The sequence below is a fragment of the Streptomyces sp. NBC_01428 genome (genome assembly GCF_036231965.1).
In the GTDB taxonomy this organism is placed as follows: Bacteria; Actinomycetota; Actinomycetes; order Streptomycetales; family Streptomycetaceae; genus Streptomyces.
This window is the reverse complement of the sequence record NZ_CP109499.1, coordinates 7,899,450-7,913,429: the sequence shown is the minus strand read 5'-3', so window position 1 is coordinate 7,913,429 and position 13,980 is coordinate 7,899,450. Positions and strand designations below refer to the sequence as shown.

Sequence of the window (13,980 nt, the reverse complement as noted above, 5' to 3'; positions counted from 1 at the left end):
GATCAGCCCTTGCGGGACTTGATCTCCTCGGTGAGCTGCGGGACGACCTCGAAGAGGTCACCGACGACGCCGTAGTCGACGAGGTCGAAGATCGGCGCCTCGGCGTCCTTGTTGATCGCGACGATCGTCTTCGACGTCTGCATGCCCGCGCGGTGCTGGATCGCGCCGGAGATGCCGGAGGCGATGTACAGCTGCGGCGAGACGGACTTGCCGGTCTGGCCCACCTGGTTGGTGTGCGGGTACCAGCCGGCGTCGACCGCGGCACGCGAGGCGCCCACGGCGGCACCGAGCGAGTCGGCGAGGCCCTCGATGACCGAGAAGTTCTCCGCGCCGTTGACGCCACGGCCGCCGGAGACGACGATCGCGGCCTCGGTCAGCTCGGGACGGCCGGTCGACTCGCGCGGGGTGCGCGAGGTGACCTTGGTGCCGGTGGCCTTGTCGGAGAACGAGACCGCGAGGGCCTCGACGGTGCCGGCGGCCGGGGCGGCCTCCACGGCGGCCGAGTTCGGCTTGACCGTGATGACCGGAGTGCCCTTGGAGATGCGGGACTTGGTGGTGTACGAGGCGGCGAACGCCGACTGCGTGGCGACCGGGCCCTCGGCGCCGGCCTCCAGGTCGACGGCGTCCGTGATGATGCCGGAACCGATGCGGACCGCGAGGCGGGCCGCGATCTCCTTGCCCTCGGCGGAGGACGGGACGAGCACGGCGGCCGGGGAAACGGCCTCGTACGCGGCCTGGAGCGCGTCGACCTTCGGTACGACGAGGTAGTCGGCGTACTCGGCGGCGTCGTGCGTGAGGACCTTCACCGCGCCGTGCTCGGCGAGCGCGGCGGCGGTGTTCTCGGCACCGGAGCCGAGGGCGACGGCGACGGGTTCGCCGATGCGGCGGGCCAGCGTCAGCAGTTCCAGGGTGGGCTTGCGGACGGCACCGTCCACGTGGTCGACATAGACGAGAACTTCAGCCATGGGGATGCTCTCCTGCGGATTACGAAGTCTGAGGGGCGGTAAGCGGGGTGGGCCTCGGCCGTTGTGCCGGTCCGGGGACGCGCCCCGGACCCACGGCGACTAGATGAACTTCTGGCCCGCGAGGAACTCGGCGAGCTGCTTGCCGCCCTCGCCCTCGTCCTTGACGATCGTGCCCGCGGTGCGCGCGGGGCGAGCGGTGGCGCTGTCGACCTTGGTCCAGGCGCCTTCGAGACCGACCTCGTCCGCCTCGAGCTCCAGGTCCGACAGGTCCCAGGACTCCACCGGCTTCTTCTTCGCGGCCATGATGCCCTTGAAGGACGGGTAACGCGCCTCGCCCGACTGGTCGGTCACCGACACGACCGCGGGGAGGGAGGCCTCCAGCGACTCGGAGGCGGTGTCGCCGTCACGGCGGCCCTTGACCACGCCGTCCTCGACCGACACCTCGGAGAGCAGCGTGACCTGCGGGACACCGAGACGCTCGGCCAGCAGCGCCGGCACGATGCCCATCGTGCCGTCGGTGGACGCCATGCCGGAGATGACCAGGTCGTAGCCGGCCTTCTCGATGGCCTTGGCCAGCACCAGGGAGGTGCCGACGGCGTCGGTGCCGTGCAGGTCGTCGTCCTCCACGTGGATGGCCTTGTCGGCACCCATGGACAGCGCCTTGCGCAGGGCGTCCTTGGCATCCTCGGGGCCGACGGTCAGCACGGTGATCTCGGCGTCGTCCGCGTCGTCGGCGATCTGCAGCGCCTGCTCGACGGCGTACTCGTCGAGTTCGGACAGCAGGCCGTCCACGTCGTCACGGTCGACGGTCAGGTCATCGGCGAAGTGCCGGTCGCCAGTGGCGTCGGGCACGTACTTCACAGTGACAACGATCCTCAAGCTCACGCCGGCTCTCCTACTGCATCGTCATTTCTGGGCTGCCTTCTTTCAGGCAGCATAGGCGCCTGAAGCGGGCGATCCCGGTCGGGGCGGCCCGCGCTCCGAACGAAATATTACTCGCCAGTACATCCATTGGGTGCCCACTAAGCAAGCGCTTTGAACTGTGACCTTCGCAACGCTGTGTAACCGATGAGGAGTACCGGCGAGTAGCCCCGGCCCCGCCTCAGTCGCGCAGGCCGTTGAAACGACCCTGGTGGTACAGGAGCGGGCCGCCCTCGCCGGAGGCGTCGCCGAGCACGACCTCCGCCAGCACGATCCGGTGGTCCCCGGCAGGCACCCGCGCCACGACCCGGCATACCAGCCAGGCCAGCACGTCGTCGAGGACGGGAACTTCCTCGGGGCCCTTACGCCAACGGGTGGGCGCGCCGAACCGGTCGGCCCCGCTCAGCGCGAAGGTCGCGGCGAGGTCCTGCTGGTGCTCGCCGAGTATGTGGACGCCGACATGCTCGGACTCCGCGACCGCGGGCCAGCTGGAGGCGCCGGTGCCGATGCCGAAGGAGACCACCGGGGGTTCGGCGGAGACAGAGGTGAGCGAGGTGGCCGTGAAGCCGACGGGGCCCCGCGGACCGGTGGCGGTGATCACCGCCACTCCGGCGGCGTGCCGGCGGAAGACGGAGCGGAGCAGATCCGGGGAGGCGAGGCGGGCGGTGCCGAGGCCGGGCGTGGCCGACATGGAGTTGTCCTTCTGCGAGGGCTGACGTGGAAATCCCACCGCCCGGGCGGAGCCGGGTGCGGGGAGGGGTCCTTGGCTGCTCAACAGCCCGGACAGCGCCCACTCGCGGTGCGGGCCGGATCCACTGGGAGGCGCTCGTGGAGAAGGAGTTCCGGGGGCATACGGTCAGGCTGACGATAGGTGGTGCGTGCAGTCAAGTGCGCACGGGTATCTGCGAGATGCCTCACCATGATCGCCACCGTTCAGACAGCCTCTCCCAGCGCGGCGATGACGTCCGCCTTGCGCGGCTGTCCCGTCGCGCGCCGCACGATCCGGCCGTCCGCGTCGAGGACGAGCACGGTGGGCGTCTTGAGGATGCCGAGATCGCGTACGAGGTCGAGGTGGTCCTCGGCGTCGATCTCCACGTGCGACACGCCGGGGACCATGTCGGCCACCTCGCCGAGGACCCGCCGGGTCGCCCGGCAGGGGGAGCAGAAGGCGCTGGAGAACTGCACGAGCGTGGCCCGTTCGCCGAGCCCCTCCCCCAACTCCGCCGCGCCGAGCTGCTTTCCGTCGTCGCGCCCGCGCACTGTCACCCTCCCGCTCCGCCGCCGATGCAGCACTCCGTACACGCTCGCCAGCGCGAGCACCGCCAGGCACACCACAAGTCCGGTCATCACATGCACAAGCATTCATGAGACCGCATTGATTCCCGGCGTCGAGCACTGCCCGGCATACGGAATCCTTGAATCATGGACATTGATGTGAGGGGACCGCGTTTCGGCGCGGTCGTGACGACGGTCGTCCTGGCAGCCACGCTCATCACCGGGAGCACCTGGCTGCTGGCGTGGCAGACGCTGGCGTTCGCGCTGGGCGCCTCGGGCGGCGTGGCGCGCTCGCCGTACGGCTGGCTCTTCCGGAAGGTGGTGCGGCCGCGACTCGGACCGCCGAAAGAGTTCGAGGCGCCGGAGCCGCCGCAGTTCGCGCAGGCGGTCGGACTCGTCTTCTCGGTGGTCGGACTGATCGGCTTCACCGCCGGCCCGCAGTGGCTCGGTCTCGCCGCGACCGGGTGCGCGCTCGCGGCGGCGTTTCTCAATGCGGCGTTCGGGTACTGCCTGGGGTGCGAGATGTACCTGCTCGTACGGCGCGTGAGGGTACGCGCGGAGTAAAGGCAGGTTAAAACCCCGAGGTGGATCAAGTGCGCGACGTGACAAGGATCTCGCGGTTCTCCGGCACCAGGACTGGCCACCCGTCCGTTCTTCGGGCACGATCTGCGCAATGCCGTAAACCTACGGCTGCGTAACTTTCCCGCCGGGAGACCCCTTCCCAGGCAGAGAGAAGGGTCCACCCCGTCCATGGCAGAGCTTGTCTACCGTCCCGTCGTCGCCTTCGCCCAGACGCTGTTCAAGGCCTGGGACCTCAAGATCGACTGCCAGGGATCGGAGAACATTCCGCGCTCGGGCGGCGCCGTGCTGGTCAGCAACCACATCAGCTACCTGGACTTCATCTTCGACGGGCTGGCCGCCCTGCCGCAGAAGCGCCTGGTGCGCTTCATGGCCAAGGAGTCGGTGTTCCGGCACAGGATCTCCGGGCCGCTGATGCGGGGCATGAAGCACATCCCCGTGGACCGCGAGAAGGGCGAGACGGCCTACCAGCACGCGCTGGAGTCGCTGCGCGCCGGTGAGATCATCGGCGTCTTCCCCGAGGCGACCATCTCGCAGTCCTTCACTCTGAAGAGCTTCAAGTCGGGTGCCGCGCGCATGGCCCAGGAGGCCGGCGTCCCCCTCATTCCCATGGCTCTGTGGGGCACGCAGCGGCTGTGGACCAAGGGGCACCCGCGCAACTTCAAGCGCAGCCACACCCCGATCACCATCCGGGTCGGCGAGCCGGTGGAAGCCCCGCAGGACCAGTACGCGGGCGCCATCACCCGGCGACTGCGCGAGCGGGTCCAGGAGTTGCTCGAAGCGGCGCAGCGCGCCTATCCCGTACGCCCCAAGGGGCCGGACGACACCTGGTGGATGCCCGCCCATCTCGGCGGGACCGCGCCGACCCCCGAAGAGGTGCGCGCGGCCGAGGCCCGCTGACGGTTCTCCCGCCCGGCGCGCCCGCCGCGCGCCGAGGCGTCACTCCGGGGCGTGGACGGTGATCCGCGCCCCGGGGCTGAACTTCGCCAGCAGCTCGGCGAGTTCCGCACCCGCGCTCTCGACGTCCGCGACGGGCATCGGAGCCAGGCTCTCCAGCAGGAAGACGGCCGAGGCCGACTGCTCGGTGAGCCGGGTGCGCGGTCCCTGGCGCCAGTTCCAGCGGCGGCAGGTGACGCCGGTGTCGTCGCGCCAGACCACTTCGCCCGCGTCGGGGTGCTCGACGGTCTCCTCGCCTCCCGCGACGGTCACGAAGTCCTCGTCGCCGGTGGCCCGCACGAGGCGCATCGCACCCCGGATGTGGTCGGTGTCCTCACCGCCGACCGGGATCAGGTGGGCCACGCTGATCGCGTTGTAGACGTCCACGAGGACGTTGATCCGCGGGAGGCCGGCGTCCGAGAGGGCGCGTTTGGCCAGCGCCTCGGCGGAGTTGCGGGTACGGGAGGGCTTGGAGCCGAACGCCGTGTACGTCTCCCGCCAGGCGGCCATGTGCGCGTCCTCGTGCGGAGGCCGTCCCCCCAGACGCTCGGCCAGCCGACGAGCGGCGTCGTCGAGCAGCGCCGAAGTGGCGTCCGTGCTCGGGCCGTTCACCAGGCCGTCCGCCTCCACGACGACGTGGGTGAATCCGGGCGCGAGCGCGCGCACCTCGTCGGACACGGTGAGCGTGAGAGTCATCGTCGGCCTTGCCTCAGAGTGCGGTGGGAAGGGTCCGCCACAGGGACGGCCGGTCCGGGGCGGCCTTCAGGACGCCGAGCACGGCCGGGTGAGGTTCAGCGTACAACACCGGATAGTCCAGCTCATTGGACTCGGGATCGGGCGTGAAGGCCAGCCGTTCGCCGTCCAGGGAGAAGCGGGCGTCCACGCCGGGCTTGTTGCCGCGGGGGTCCTGGCGGTGCCAGGCGCCGTGGAAGCGGACGGCGACGAGTCCGTGCACCTCGCCGAGCCGCTGGTAGCAGAACGCCGTCGGGATGTCCTCGGCGCGCAGCAGGGCCGCCAGCGCGTAAGCCTTGGCGTAGCAGATGCCGGTGCGCCGCTCCAGGACGTCGGAGGCGCGCCAGGTGACCCGCGTATCGCCCGCGTCCTGCGAGTGCGGGATGGTGTCGCGCACGAACTCGAACGCCGAACGCGCATAGGCATACGAGTCGTCCGCTCCGGCGGCGAGTCGCGCCGCCGTCGCGCGGACGAGCGGATGATGATGGTCGACGACCTCGTCAGCGGCCAGATACGCGGACAGGTCGCTGGTTTCCTGGATCAGCTCCATAGCCGCAGAGCATAGGAAAGCGATCACCCGGGAGTCAATGCATTTCCGGATGACCGCATACCTATGCAGTTCGAAAGAGCGTGGGATCGGCCCGGCTAGCGCTGGGCCATCTCCTCCTTGAGCGCGGCGACGAAGCCGTCGACGTCGTCCTCGGTGGTGTCGAAGGCGCACATCCAGCGGACGTCGCCGGCCGCCTCGTCCCAGAAGTAGAAGCGGAAGCGCTTCTGGAGACGCTCGGTCACCTCGTGCGGCAGGCGGGCGAAGACCGCGTTGGCCTGCACCGGGTGGAGGATCTCCACCCCGTGCACCGCGCGGACGCCCTCGGCGAGTCGCTGGGCCATCTCGTTGGCGTGCCGGGCGTTGCGCAGCCACAGGTCCTTGGCGAGCAGCGCCTCCAACTGCACGGAGACGAACCGCATCTTGGAGGCGAGCTGCATCGACAGCTTGCGCAGGTGCTTCATGTGGCGGACGGAGTCGTGGTTGATGACGACCACCGCCTCGCCGAACAGCGCGCCGTTCTTGGTGCCGCCGAGCGAGAGGATGTCGACGCCGACCGCGTTGGTGAACGTCCGCATGGGGACGTCCAGGGAGGCCGCCGCGTTGGATATCCGGGAACCGTCCAGGTGCACCCGCATGCCGTGCGCGTGGGCGTGGTCGCAGATCGCCCGGATCTCCTCTGGCGTGTACAGCGTGCCCAGTTCGGTGCTCTGGGTGATCGAGACGACCTGCGGCATCGCGCGGTGCTCGTCGTCCCAGCCGTACGCCTGCCGGTCGATCAGTTCGGGGGTGAGCTTGCCGTCGGGCGTGGGCACCGTGAGCAGCTTGAGGCCGCCCATGCGCTCGGGGGCGCCGCCCTCGTCGACGTTGATGTGCGCGCTCTCCGCGCAGATCACCGCACCCCAGCGATCGGTGACCGCCTGGAGGGCGACCACGTTGGCCCCGGTGCCGTTGAAGACCGGGAAGGCCTCCGCGCCGGCACCGAAGTGGCTGCGGATGATGCCCTGGAAGTGCTCCGTGTAGTCGTCCTCGCCGTACGCGACCTGGTGCCCGCCGTTGGCCACGGCGAGCGCGGCGAGCACCTCGGGGTGGGCCCCCGCGTAGTTGTCACTGGCGAAACCGCGGACGGCCGGGTCGTGATGACGCCGGGCGTCGGTCTTCGGAGGGTTCACGGCTTCTCGGTCAGCCACAGACGGTTTCCGTTCACTTCGGCGGCGGGCCGGCTCCAGACGTCGACGATGGACTCGGCCAGGTCCTTGACGTCCGTGAAGCCCGCGAACTTCGCGTTCGGTCGCTCGGCGCGCATCGCGTCGTGCACCAACGCCTTCACCACCAGGATGGCAGCAGCGGACGTCGCGCCCTCGGCGCCCTCGGCGATTCCGGCCTTGCGGAAGTAGTCCGCCATGGCGAGCGTCCACGCCTCGGCGGCGGCCTTGGCCGCGGAGTACGCGGCGTTCCCCGCGGTGGGGTTGCTCGCGCCGGCGGCGCTGATCAGGACGTACCGGCCGCGCTCGCTGCTCTGCAGGGCCTCGTGGAAGGCGAGGGTGGTGTGCTGCACGGTACGGATGAGCAGCAGTTCGAGCAGGTCCCAGTCGTCGAGGACCGTCTTGGTGAAGGTCTCGCTGCCCCGCCAGCCACCGACGAGGTGGACGAGGCCGTCCACCCGGCCGAAGTCCTTCTGGATGCGGGTGGCCCAGTCACGGGTCGACTGCAGTTCCAGCAGATCCACGGTGTCCCCGACGACGGTGGAGCCGCCGTGGGCGTAGCTGGCGGCGTCGACGGCCTCGGCCAGCCGCTCCGCGTCGTTGTCCGCGCCGATGACGGTCGCGCCGGCCTCGGCGAGCCGGAGCAGTGCCGCCCGGCCGGCGGGTCCACCCGCTCCGGCCACCGCGATCACCGCACCGCTGAGAGCCCCGTTCCCCATGGTCTTCGCCTCCTGAGCAATGATCTCGGTACCGCGGTCGGTCACGCGGCGATCCGCTCGGAGTCTGCCGCCGTGATGCCCTTGGTCGAGGCGATCACGTTCTTCAGCTTCTTGGCGAGCGCCTCATAGAACATGCTCAGGGGAAACTCGTCCGGAAGCACGTCGTCCACCAGCTTGCGCGGCGGCTGGGACAGGTCCAGGGCGTCCGGACCCTTGGCCCAGCGGGAGCCGGGGTGCGGTGCGAGGTACGTGGAGACCAGCTCGTAGGCCTTGAACCAGTGGACGAGCTTCGGGCGGTCGATGCCGGCCCGGTAGAGGTCCTCGATCTCGCCGCACAGCTCGTTGGTGACCTGCGGGGCGCGCTGCCAGTCGATGTGCAGCTTGTTGTCGGTCCAGCGGACGACGTCGTGCTTGTGCAGGTAGGCGAAGAGGAGCTGGCCGCCGAGCCCGTCGTAGTTGCGGACGCGGTCGCCGGTGACCGGGAAGCGGAACATCCGGTCGAAGAGGACGGCGTACTGCACGTCACGGCCGTGCTGGTTGCCCTCGGCCTCCAGCTTCACGGCCTCCTTGAAGGCGGTGAGGTCGCAGCGCAGCTCCTCCAGGCCGTACATCCAGAACGGCTGGCGCTGCTTGATCATGAAGGGGTCGAAGGGCAGGTCGCCGTGGCTGTGGGTGCGGTCGTGGACCATGTCCCACAGGACGAAGGCCTGCTCGCAGCGCTCCTGGTCGTCCACCATGGCCGCGATGTCCTCGGGCAGCTCGAGGCTCAGGAGGTCGACGGCGGCGTCGGTGACGGCGCGGAAGCGGGCGGCCTCGCGGTCGCAGAAGATGCCGCCCCAGGAGAAGCGCTCGGGCGCCTCACGGACCGCGATGGTCTCCGGGAAGAGCACCGCGGAGTTCGTGTCGTACCCCGCGGTGAAGTCCTCGAAGGTGATGCCGCAGAACAGCGGGTTGTCGTAGCGCGTGCGCTCCAGCTCGGCCAGCCAGTCCGGCCACACCATGCGCAGGACGACCGCCTCGAAGTTGCGGTCCGGGTTGCCGTTCTGCGTGTACATGGGGAAGACGACCATGTGCTGCAGACCGTCCTCGCGGGCCGCGGCGGGCTGGAAGGCCAGCAGCGAGTCCAGGAAGTCGGGCACGTGGAACCCGGCGTCGGCCCAGCGGCGCAGGTCCTTCACGAGGGCCTCGTGGTACGCCACGTCGTGCGGCAGCAGCGGAGAGAGCCGCTCGATCGCGTCTATCGCGCGGCGGACGGCCAGGTCGACGTCCGAGGCGTCGGGCGCGTCGTCCGCGTCGAAGTCGATGGAGCCGTCCTTCGACTGCCAGGGCCGGATCTCCTCGACGGCATCCTTGAGCACGGGCCATGCCGGGTGCTCCACCACCCTGGCGACGGGAGGAACCCGATCCTCCACACCCACCTGCACAAGCATTTCCGTCATGTCCCACCCTCCACAGGAGAACCTCGCGTATGGACACCGTATGTATACGAGGTTCCTTCCCGCAAGGGGGAATCCGAGAGATTATCCTGCGCAGCTCTACCTTCACCGCTCTTTTTCCTGTCCGACACGACAAAGACGGCCGCATGCGCCTCGGCCTTCCGGCGGCTGCGCGGGCCTCGGCCGGACACCGCGCGCCGAGCCGAACTCTCCGGCGGGGCAAGGGAGTCGGGGGGCGTGGGGTGGGCCTCCCGGGGGCGCGCGGGGCCGGCCGCGGCAGGACGTGACCGGTGCTCCGGTGAGCCGTCCGCGGATCGGGGCAGGGTCTCCCCGTCCGACACCCTCATTGCCCGGCGCAGGAACGGGTACATCGCACAGTCAGGCCATTAGGCTGCGGCCTTGCCGCGTGGGCGTCCCCGTCGGAACCACGCGCGAGCCGAGCCGCCGTCGACGGAAGCGAGTCGCATCTTGAACTTCCTCACCATCGGTCACCGCGGAGTGATGGGCGTCGAACCCGAGAACACTCTCCGTTCCTTCACCGCCGCGCAGAACGCCGGCCTCGACCTGATCGAACTCGATCTGCACCTGAGCAAGGACGGCGCCCTCGTCGTCATGCACGATGCCGACGTGGACCGTACGACCGACGGCTCGGGGCCGATCGCCGAGAAGACCCTCGCGGAGCTGCGCGCGCTGGACGCCGGGCACGGCGAGCGCGTTCCGGTCTTCGAAGAGGTGCTGGACGCCGTCAGCTCGCCGTTGCAGGCCGAGATCAAGGATGTCGCGGCGGCTCGGGCGCTGGCCGAGGTCATGCAGCGGCGCGACCTGGTCGGCCGGGTGGAGGTGTCGTCGTTCCACGACGAGGCGGTCGCCGAGATCACCCGGCTCGTGCCGGGCGTCCGCACGGCGCTGATCGCCAGCCGCTTCGGCGTCGACGTGGTGGACCGCGCCGTGGAGGTCGGCTCCGAGACTGTCTGCCTCAACATCCGCAGGCTGAGTCTGGAGGTCGTCGAGAGGGCCCGCGAGGCCGAGCTGCGGATCATCGGCTGGGTGGTCAACACCCAGGACCACCTGCGGCTGGTGCGCGCCCTGGAGCTGGACGGCGCGACCACCGACTACCCCGAGATCAAACGCACCGGCCGCTTCACCGCGTGAGGCACGGGCCGCGGACCCGCCGTCGGACGGCCTCCGGGGTCCGCCCGAGCCGGACGGCATCGCCCTAGGCGAGGGGCTTGACCAGCAGTTCGAAGCGCAGGTCGTCACGCTTCGGGACACCGAAGCGCTCATCGCCGTACGGGAACGGGGTCATCCGTCCCGTACGGCGGTAGCCGCGCCGCTCGTACCAGGCGATGAGGTCCTCGCGCACGGAGATCACCGTCATGTGCATCTCGGTGACGCCCCAGTTCTCGCGGGCCGTGCGCTCCGCCTCGGCGATGATCACCTTGCCGAGGCCGCCGCCCTGGAGCGCCGGGCTGACCGCGAACATGCCGAAGTAGGCGTGGTCACCGCGGTGCTGCAACTGGCAGCAGGCGACGACCGTGCCGTCCCGCTCGACCGTCAGGAGCCGGCTGTCGGGCGACTTGATGACGCCGAGGACACCCTCGGGGTCGATGCGCTGCCCCTCCAGGATGTCGGCCTCCGTGGTCCAGCCGGCCCTACTGGAGTCCCCCCGGTAGGCCGATTCGATCAGCGCGACCAGGACGTCCACGTCCCCGTCCGTGGCGTCGCGGAAGGTCAGGTCGGTGGAGACGGTTTCCATGGAGTGGTTCTCCGTTCGGTGGCGCGGTTCGAGCACACCTGAGCGTAACCCGCCCCTATGATCCCGCTGCATGGTGCACGTACTGAGCAGCCGCGTCCTTCTGCGCCCCACCGACCCCGAGCGCTCACGCGCCTTCTACGGCGAACGTCTCGGGCTGGCCCTCTACCGCGAGTTCGGTACGGGACCCGAGCGCGGGACCGTCTACTTCCTCGGCGGCGGCTTCCTGGAGGTCGCCGGGCGGTCCGAGACACCGCCCTCCCCCGCGCTGAAACTGTGGCTCCAGGTCGCCGACGCGGCGGCGGCCCACGAGGAGCTGGTGGCCGCCGGCGTCGAGGTGGTGCGGCCTCCGGTGCGCGAGCCGTGGGGGCTGATCGAGATGTGGATCGCGGATCCGGACGGAACGGAGATCGTGCTCGTCGAGACGCCGGCCGACCATCCGCTCCGGTACCGCCCCTGAGGCCCGCGGGGGTGACTGCCGTCGCGCGGCGGCGTCAGGCGCGCGGCAGACCCAGGCGCCCTTCGAGCTGACCGAGCAACTCCCCGAGGAGTCCGGCCAGTTCACGTTGGCGTTCGGCGTCGATGCCGGACAGGACCGTGGTCTCGTAGGCGAGCTGGTCGGGGAGGACGCCGTCGACGAGGTCGCGCCCCGCGTCCGTCAGCCGGACGTGCGCGACCCGGCGGTCCCGGGTGTCGCCGCGGCGCTCGACCAGTCCGCGCTCGCTCAGCGCCTTGAGCCGCTTGGTGACGGCGGCGCCCGAGGAGAACGTCTCGCGGGCGATGTCGCCGGGGGTCAGCTCGTGCCCGGTGCGGCGCAGTGTGCCGAGCACGTCGAACTCGGGGCGGGTGAGCCCCGCCCGGCGCAGCGGCGCGTCCTCGGCCTGCTGGAGGAGCGCCGCACAGCGGTTGACGCGCCCGATGACCTCCATGGGGCCCGTGTCGAGCTCCGGCCGCACCGTCTGCCACTGGCGCACGACGGCGGCCACCGTGTCGACGGGTACCGGCGGCGGCCCGGCCACCGGATCACCGTCCGCCGTGCTCCGTCCGTCCGCTGTCGTCATGCCTGTGCGCCCTCCCGGCCGTGCAGTCCCTGGCGTCGTACCGTCGCGGCGAGCGTACGGTGTCCGGCCTGTTCGGCCCGCATCACGCGCTCCTCGGGCAGGGCGCGCTGCCACCACTCGCCGGCCGCCGCGTCGGCCGCGGCCCGCAGGTCCACCACGGCGGAGGCGAGACCGCGGCGGGCCGACTCCAGGGCCCCGGGGCCGGGGCGCTCAGCGGCCACCAGTCCGTCGGCGTGTTCCCGGGCGCGCTCCACGGCCGAGAGGGCGTCCTCGATCCGGTCACCGGCCCGCCGGTTGGTGACGGCGATCGCGGCGACGAGGCCGACCAGCGCGCCGACGAGGGTGTCCACGACCCGGTCGGTCATCAGCTCGGCGGGCTGCTGCGCGCGGGCGAACTCGGTGATCAACAGGGCCATGGGCGTCACGCAGACGCTGCCCAGCCAGTAGTTCCGGCCGATGACCGCCTCCGCGCCGAAGTTCAGCGCGAGACAGCACAGCACCAGGGCCGCCCCGCCGACGTGGGCGAGCGGGACGAGGGCGGCGAAGGCGAGCACGCCGACGAGGTTGCCGACCACGCGCTGCACACCCCGGCTCCAGGTCAGGGTGACGTTGGCCTGGTAGAGCGAGGCTGCGGTGACCAGCGCCCAGTAGGGGCGGCCGACACCGAGGGCGAGCGAGACGTAGCCGGCGAGGGCGCAGCCGACGGCCGTGCGCAGGGCGATCGGGGCGAGCGGGCCGAGGCGGTCGCGCAGCGGGCGTTCCCCGAAGGCGAGGGCCGCTTCCACGCCGAGGAGTTCGTCGGCCGCGTCTCCGAGGCCGTCCGTGCGCGGCACCGGACCGGTGCCGGACAGGTCGCGGGCGAGGCCGCGCAACCGCTCGGAGTCGGTGTCGGCGGGAGCGGCGAGCGCGACCTCGGCGCGGACGACGAGCCGTTCGAGGGCACGGCGGGGTGCCGAGCGCGCCCCGGTCGACAGCAGCGACTGCCACGCCGCGTGCACGGCGGCGGCACCGGCGGCGCGGGCCCGGGCGTCGCCGGGGCTCTGGGCGTATGCCGCCGCCGCGTTCAGCGCGTGCGCCGTGGCACGCCGTTCGGGACCGTGCGGGCGGACGAGTCCGGGGGCCATGCCGACGATCCAGGCCCAGACTCCCGCGGCCGCGCCCAGCGCGAGGTGCCCGGGCACCTGACCGAGGTGCTGGGGCACGAACAGGGAGGCCGAGGAGATGAACGCGAGGACCACGTGCCCGGGCGGGCCGACGCGGGTCGCGTCGCACAGCGTCTTCTGGGTGGCGGCCAGCAGCGCGCCGACGGTCACCAGCACGGCGGTGTTCGTGGTGAGCGAGGCCGTGACGAGCGCGACTCCCAGCCCGCCGAGCATTCCGAGCACCACCCACGCGAGGACGCGGGCCCGGGCGGCGTACGGGCGGTTGTGGGCGTAGAGCGCGCACAGGGACCCGGCCATCGTGTACATCGCGAGATCCAGGCGCCCGAGGGCCAAGAGCGTGAGGTTCGGCGGAGCGACCGCGACGACGACGCTGAGGGCGGGCTTGAACCAGATGTCCGAGGGCCTGCCGAGACGCAGGACACCGGCGAGCGGAAGGCGGGGGACGCGCGACGGGGTGGGGCGGGGTGCACTGCTCATCCCATAACCTTAACAGGTGTTTTACTTGTAAATCATTTGGCGGACGACCGCCGTCCTCTTTTCTCCCGACGCCGGTCTCACCGGGTCCGTCCGGTGCCCCGGGCCGCGCCGAGGCGATCGGGGCAGGCCGGTGCACCCCCTGCGCGCTCCCCCTCGTACACCCTTGCGCTTGCTTGCGCCCCGACCGGCCTGGGCATGCCCTGACCGACCA

General features: G+C 71.0%; 16 protein-coding genes. 4 read left to right on the top strand and 12 right to left on the bottom strand.

Features of this window, described 5'->3' with window-relative positions; translation table 11 throughout:
* Positions 1-2 precede the first annotated feature (2 nt).
* The 4 genes from OG406_RS34475 to OG406_RS34460 all read right to left on the bottom strand — a co-directional run bounded on the left by OG406_RS34475 (position 3) and on the right by OG406_RS34460 (position 3,233).
* A complete protein-coding gene (locus tag OG406_RS34475; RefSeq protein ID WP_081222935.1) occupies positions 3-965 on the bottom strand; it encodes an electron transfer flavoprotein subunit alpha/FixB family protein in 963 nt (320 codons plus the stop codon).
* 99 nt (positions 966-1,064) lie between these two features.
* Positions 1,065-1,850 (bottom strand): electron transfer flavoprotein subunit beta/FixA family protein, encoded by a 786-nt coding sequence (locus OG406_RS34470; RefSeq protein ID WP_266611240.1) that lies wholly within the window; start codon positions 1,848-1,850, stop codon positions 1,065-1,067.
* A 217-nt stretch (positions 1,851-2,067) separates the two neighbouring features.
* Entirely contained in the window at positions 2,068-2,577 is a 510-nt protein-coding gene (locus OG406_RS34465) for a flavin reductase family protein (RefSeq protein ID WP_164374474.1), read from the bottom strand.
* A gap of 242 nt (positions 2,578-2,819) precedes the next feature.
* Complete coding sequence (locus OG406_RS34460; protein WP_266619817.1) at positions 2,820-3,233, bottom strand: TlpA family protein disulfide reductase; 414 nt, start codon at positions 3,231-3,233, stop codon at positions 2,820-2,822.
* Positions 3,234-3,308: 75 nt separating this feature from the next.
* Here OG406_RS34460 and OG406_RS34455 point away from each other — a divergent pair, with 75 nt between their 5' ends.
* Together OG406_RS34455 and OG406_RS34450 are read left to right on the top strand one after the other, a co-directional pair.
* Positions 3,309-3,725 carry a DUF4395 domain-containing protein gene (locus OG406_RS34455; RefSeq protein ID WP_329189558.1) on the top strand — a complete coding sequence of 139 codons (417 nt, stop codon included), beginning with the start codon at positions 3,309-3,311 and terminating at the stop codon, positions 3,723-3,725.
* Positions 3,726-3,911: 186 nt separating this feature from the next.
* A complete protein-coding gene (locus OG406_RS34450; RefSeq protein WP_081222940.1) occupies positions 3,912-4,640 on the top strand; it encodes a lysophospholipid acyltransferase family protein in 729 nt (242 codons plus the stop codon).
* 39 nt (positions 4,641-4,679) lie between these two features.
* Here OG406_RS34450 and OG406_RS34445 read toward each other — a convergent pair whose 3' ends face one another.
* The 5 genes from OG406_RS34445 to OG406_RS34425 all read right to left on the bottom strand — a co-directional run bounded on the left by OG406_RS34445 (position 4,680) and on the right by OG406_RS34425 (position 9,318).
* Positions 4,680-5,372 carry a B3/B4 domain-containing protein gene (locus OG406_RS34445; RefSeq protein ID WP_329189555.1) on the bottom strand — a complete coding sequence of 231 codons (693 nt, stop codon included), beginning with the start codon at positions 5,370-5,372 and terminating at the stop codon, positions 4,680-4,682.
* 13 nt (positions 5,373-5,385) lie between these two features.
* On the bottom strand, positions 5,386-5,958 hold the full coding sequence (locus tag OG406_RS34440; protein WP_329189552.1) for a transglutaminase domain-containing protein: 573 nt from the start codon (positions 5,956-5,958) through the stop codon (positions 5,386-5,388).
* 95 nt (positions 5,959-6,053) lie between these two features.
* Positions 6,054-7,127, bottom strand: a complete 1,074-nt coding sequence (locus OG406_RS34435) for a threonine aldolase family protein (RefSeq protein WP_164374479.1) — start codon at positions 7,125-7,127, stop codon at positions 6,054-6,056.
* Positions 7,124-7,879: an SDR family NAD(P)-dependent oxidoreductase gene (locus OG406_RS34430; RefSeq protein ID WP_164374846.1), complete on the bottom strand. Its 756-nt coding sequence runs from the start codon at positions 7,877-7,879 to the stop codon at positions 7,124-7,126. The genes OG406_RS34435 and OG406_RS34430 overlap by 4 nt, the downstream gene beginning before the upstream one ends.
* Before the next feature lie 41 nt (positions 7,880-7,920).
* The gene (locus OG406_RS34425; protein ID WP_329189549.1) at positions 7,921-9,318 is read right to left on the bottom strand and encodes a DUF6421 family protein; all 1,398 of its coding nucleotides are present in this window, start codon (positions 9,316-9,318) and stop codon (positions 7,921-7,923) included.
* Between the two features lie 465 nt (positions 9,319-9,783).
* Here OG406_RS34425 and OG406_RS34420 point away from each other — a divergent pair, with 465 nt between their 5' ends.
* A complete protein-coding gene (locus tag OG406_RS34420) occupies positions 9,784-10,467 on the top strand; it encodes a glycerophosphodiester phosphodiesterase (protein WP_326843794.1) in 684 nt (227 codons plus the stop codon).
* A gap of 64 nt (positions 10,468-10,531) precedes the next feature.
* Here OG406_RS34420 and OG406_RS34415 read toward each other — a convergent pair whose 3' ends face one another.
* The gene (locus OG406_RS34415) at positions 10,532-11,071 is read right to left on the bottom strand and encodes a GNAT family N-acetyltransferase (protein ID WP_266611254.1); all 540 of its coding nucleotides are present in this window, start codon (positions 11,069-11,071) and stop codon (positions 10,532-10,534) included.
* Between the two features lie 70 nt (positions 11,072-11,141).
* On the opposite strand from OG406_RS34415, the gene OG406_RS34410 reads away from it, so the two are divergent.
* Entirely contained in the window at positions 11,142-11,528 is a 387-nt protein-coding gene (locus tag OG406_RS34410) for a VOC family protein (protein ID WP_329189545.1), read from the top strand.
* A gap of 34 nt (positions 11,529-11,562) precedes the next feature.
* Here the strand turns inward: OG406_RS34410 and OG406_RS34405 are convergent, their stop codons facing one another.
* Both OG406_RS34405 and OG406_RS34400 read right to left on the bottom strand, forming a co-directional pair.
* Entirely contained in the window at positions 11,563-12,243 is a 681-nt protein-coding gene (locus OG406_RS34405; protein ID WP_382753490.1) for a MarR family winged helix-turn-helix transcriptional regulator, read from the bottom strand.
* Positions 12,126-13,769 carry an FUSC family protein gene (locus OG406_RS34400; protein WP_326843792.1) on the bottom strand — a complete coding sequence of 548 codons (1,644 nt, stop codon included), beginning with the start codon at positions 13,767-13,769 and terminating at the stop codon, positions 12,126-12,128. Before OG406_RS34400 ends, OG406_RS34405 begins: the two co-directional genes overlap by 118 nt.
* Positions 13,770-13,980 lie beyond the last annotated feature (211 nt).

Coding starts and splice junctions, on each gene's coding strand:
- OG406_RS34400 (WP_326843792.1), bottom strand. CDS start 13,769: ATGAGCAGTGCACCCCGCCCCACCCCGTCGCGCGTCCCCCGCCTTCCG.
- OG406_RS34410 (WP_329189545.1), top strand. CDS start 11,142: ATGGTGCACGTACTGAGCAGCCGCGTCCTTCTGCGCCCCACCGACCCC.
- OG406_RS34425 (WP_329189549.1), bottom strand. CDS start 9,318: ATGACGGAAATGCTTGTGCAGGTGGGTGTGGAGGATCGGGTTCCTCCC.
- OG406_RS34440 (WP_329189552.1), bottom strand. CDS start 5,958: ATGGAGCTGATCCAGGAAACCAGCGACCTGTCCGCGTATCTGGCCGCT.
- OG406_RS34465 (WP_164374474.1), bottom strand. CDS start 2,577: ATGTCGGCCACGCCCGGCCTCGGCACCGCCCGCCTCGCCTCCCCGGAT.
- OG406_RS34415 (WP_266611254.1), bottom strand. CDS start 11,071: ATGGAAACCGTCTCCACCGACCTGACCTTCCGCGACGCCACGGACGGG.
- OG406_RS34430 (WP_164374846.1), bottom strand. CDS start 7,879: ATGGGGAACGGGGCTCTCAGCGGTGCGGTGATCGCGGTGGCCGGAGCG.
- OG406_RS34475 (WP_081222935.1), bottom strand. CDS start 965: ATGGCTGAAGTTCTCGTCTATGTCGACCACGTGGACGGTGCCGTCCGC.
- OG406_RS34450 (WP_081222940.1), top strand. CDS start 3,912: ATGGCAGAGCTTGTCTACCGTCCCGTCGTCGCCTTCGCCCAGACGCTG.
- OG406_RS34460 (WP_266619817.1), bottom strand. CDS start 3,233: ATGACCGGACTTGTGGTGTGCCTGGCGGTGCTCGCGCTGGCGAGCGTG.
- OG406_RS34455 (WP_329189558.1), top strand. CDS start 3,309: ATGGACATTGATGTGAGGGGACCGCGTTTCGGCGCGGTCGTGACGACG.
- OG406_RS34445 (WP_329189555.1), bottom strand. CDS start 5,372: ATGACTCTCACGCTCACCGTGTCCGACGAGGTGCGCGCGCTCGCGCCC.